Annotated in this window: 2 protein-coding genes and 2 pseudogenes; 2 read left to right on the top strand and 2 right to left on the bottom strand. The window is 70.4% G+C overall.

Features of this window, described 5'->3' with window-relative positions; genetic code table 11:
• Positions 1-255: pseudogene (locus tag KUTG_RS62105) on the top strand (hypothetical protein); the annotation flags it as partial.
• Positions 256-364: 109 nt separating this feature from the next.
• Here the strand turns inward: KUTG_RS62105 and KUTG_RS38010 are convergent.
• On the bottom strand, positions 365-1,012 hold the full coding sequence (locus KUTG_RS38010; protein WP_043723843.1) for a LuxR C-terminal-related transcriptional regulator: 648 nt from the start codon (positions 1,010-1,012) through the stop codon (positions 365-367).
• Positions 1,013-1,025: 13 nt separating this feature from the next.
• On the bottom strand, positions 1,026-2,396 hold the full coding sequence (eccB, locus tag KUTG_RS38005) for a type VII secretion protein EccB (protein ID WP_232241184.1): 1,371 nt from the start codon (positions 2,394-2,396) through the stop codon (positions 1,026-1,028).
• A 171-nt stretch (positions 2,397-2,567) separates the two neighbouring features.
• On the opposite strand from eccB, the pseudogene KUTG_RS62100 reads away from it, so the two are divergent.
• Positions 2,568-3,067, top strand: a pseudogene (locus KUTG_RS62100) (hypothetical protein); the annotation flags it as partial.

Genomic DNA, 3,067 nt, shown 5'->3' with positions numbered 1-3,067 from the left:
AAGGCGGCGCAGTGGGTCGTGCCGTGGTTCGTGGGCATGATCCTGCTCGGCTGGCTCGGCCGCTACAGCAGCGACACCGACCACTCGCCGCTCAACATCCTGCCGGACGGCATCGACGTGCTGGTGATCGCCGCCTTCTCGCTGGCGATCTTCTACTGGGCCGTCGCCTGCGCCCGCCCCACCGCCGACGTGGTCGCCGCGGTGGAGCAGGAGCACGCCGAACTGGAGCAGCAGCCCGAGATCAACACCGCCTGAGGCCGGAACATGGGGGTGCCCCCGGACCACAGGTCCGGGGGCACCCCCATGTCCACCCCCGCGAGTCACGCTCTCCGGCACACCGAAACACGGTTTCGAACAGACCCGCTCAGTCCACCCGGTGGGCGATGCCCTCCTCGATGGCCAGCCTGGTCAGCTCAGGTCGCCGCCGCCGGCCGGTCTTGTCGCGGATCCGGTCCAAATAGGACCGCACCGTTCGGACGGTGATGTTCATGGCCTCGGCGATGTCCTGGTCCCGCTCCCCGGCGGCCAGCAGCGACAGGACCTGCCGCTCACGGTCGGAGAGCACCAGCTTCGGACCGCTGTGCCGCTCCCGCGAGGAATTGAGCACGAACGAGGCCAGCGTGGGCGACACGTAGCTGTTGCCGATGGCGATTTCCCTTACGGCACGCAGGATCTCGTCGCCGTCGGAATCCTTGGACAGGTAGCCGCGAGCGCCGGCGGCGATGGCGCCGAGTACCTCCGCCTGGCCGGCGTGGGCGGACACCACCAGCACCTTGTGGCCCATGCCCACGACTTCCAGCACTGCGGCCGCGTCGTGCACGCCCCGCAGCTTCAGGTCCAGCACCACCACGCTGTCCGGCCGCTGCCGGCCGGCGGCGAAGCGGCCGACCGAGTCGGCGACCACACCCAGCTCGATGTCCACGGCGTCGGCCAGCACCCGGGCCACCGCCGCACGGTAGAGCGGATGGTCCTCGATCACGCCGACGACGATCGGCTCCCCTTCGGCCCCCATCAGACCACTCCCCTCAGTTCACCGGAGCCGGCTTCGTTGCGGCGGTCCGGTCCAGCGCCGCGCCTTTCGGCAGCAGCGCGAGCAGGCTGGTGTCCACGACCGGCGCCTGGACACTGCCATAGCCCAGCGCCTTCACGGCATCGGCGTCCGTGACCGGGTACTCCCGACCGGTGTCGGTGATCAGATACAGCGCGTTCGACCGGTCCTTGACCAGAGCGCCCGAACCCGGTGGCACGTAGACGTTCTGCACACCCCGGGCATCGGTCGGAGCGACGGTGATCGGGTGCGCGTCGGCCGGCAGCGGCACATCCTTGCTGACCGTCACCTTCGAGCCATTGGCACACAACGTGATCGTCGCCGGGATGGTCGCGACGACCTGAGGCACCTTGACCGGGTAGCCACCGGCGTTCTCGTCCACAGTGGAGGCTGCCGCCCGTGGCGCGGAGTTCACGTCCGCCGTGGACACCTGGACCGTGCGGGTGCCGGTGTTCGCCGGGTTGCCGGCGACAAGCCTCGCCTCGGTCTGGGTGATGGCCTGCACGGAATCCTTGCGCACCAGGTAGAAGCCGCCGTTGTCAGCCTGAAGCACCTGACCGACCCGGGTGGCGCTGCCGCCGATGCTCGGTCCGCCAATGCCGCTGCCGTCCACCCTGATCAGGCCTAGACCCTGCCCCGCCGGCACAGTGTCCAGCCAGGCGGTGGCGACCGGCACGAACGGCATGCCGTCGTAGCCGAGGGCCGTGACCGAGGCCGCGTCGGGCAGCGCGTACCGACGGCCGGCGCTGATCAGGTAGCGGTCGCCGGAATGCGCTTGCACGAGAAGGCCTTGGCCGTTCGGCTCCGGCGTGCCGCCGCTGATCGGGCCCAGCACCACCGTCGACACCGGCTCCACGCCAACGGGATGATCCGCCGACACGCTCGTGCAGGTGGTGAACGCCGTTCCCAGCAAGCGATCCGTCGATGGCATCGAATCCGGCGCGCCCGGGATCCCGTACGCCGGGCCGCGGGACACCCCGGCCAGCGTGGCCGCCGGCACCGTGACGGTCTTGTCCCCGTTGCCGCCGGCCAGCAGCCGGGCCGAGGCGAAGTTCAGCACCGGATGCAGCAGCTTGTCCTGGCCCAGCACAAAACGTGCGCCCGTCTCCTGTTCGACGATGACCTGCCCACCCTGCCGCCAATCGGCGTCACCGGTCGGGTTGATCACACCCAGCACGCCGAACACCGCCGTGACCAGCAACGCCGCGCCCGCCCCGATCGACACGCCCAGCACCAGCCGCCGGCTCGGCGAGACCGGGTGGTTCGCGTCGGCCGCCACCAGCGCCGACACCAGCCTGCGGCGCAGGAACTGGTACGCCTGGATCTGGTCCCGCTGCGTCCACACCACGTGCCCCCAGACACTGCCCCCAAGACGGTGTTGCGAAAATCCCTTGCCCGGTAAGAAATCCCTCTGTACGGGGCGACCCGAGCATACCTATGCTGCCTGCGGTGCCCGGGACAAGTTCGTGGATTTTCGGGCAGCTTTGCCGGACACGAGGGCAGGGAGCGGCGCAGCCTCATGACATTGACAGACACCAGCACGCAGGCCGAGCCCCGGTTCAGGGCGCGGTGGCTGCGCCCGGTCACGGCCGGCCAGATCGCCGTGTGGCAGATCGCCGCGCTGGCGGTTCTGGTCACCGTGAATCCCTTCGACGTGACCGCAATCGCCGTCGCCTCGGCGGCCGTCCTGGTTGTCGCCGCCACGTCCGTCCGCCGCGGCGGCCTGTGCCTGTACCAGTGGATCGGCGTTCGCCTGGCCTATTTCCGCCGGACCAAGCCGTCCCCGTCCCAGGACCCCATCGCCGCTGTCCTGCCGGGCCTTCGGTTCGCTCGTCACGTCGACCGCGCCGGCAACCGTGTCGGTCTCGCGGCCAGCGACTCCGACCGCATCGCCGTCGTCCGGCTGCCGTCCGGCGTTCGCCCCGAGCTCGACGTTCTCGTCACGGCGCTGCGCGAGGCCCAGCAGCGCTCCGACATCCCCCTCGCCGGCGCCCAGCTCGTCGTGTGGACCGTGCCCGG

Source organism: Kutzneria sp. 744 (assembly GCF_000568255.1).
Taxonomy (GTDB): Bacteria; Actinomycetota; Actinomycetes; order Mycobacteriales; family Pseudonocardiaceae; genus Kutzneria.
The sequence above is the reverse complement of the archived record's forward strand: the minus strand, read 5'-3'. Positions and strand labels throughout refer to the sequence as shown.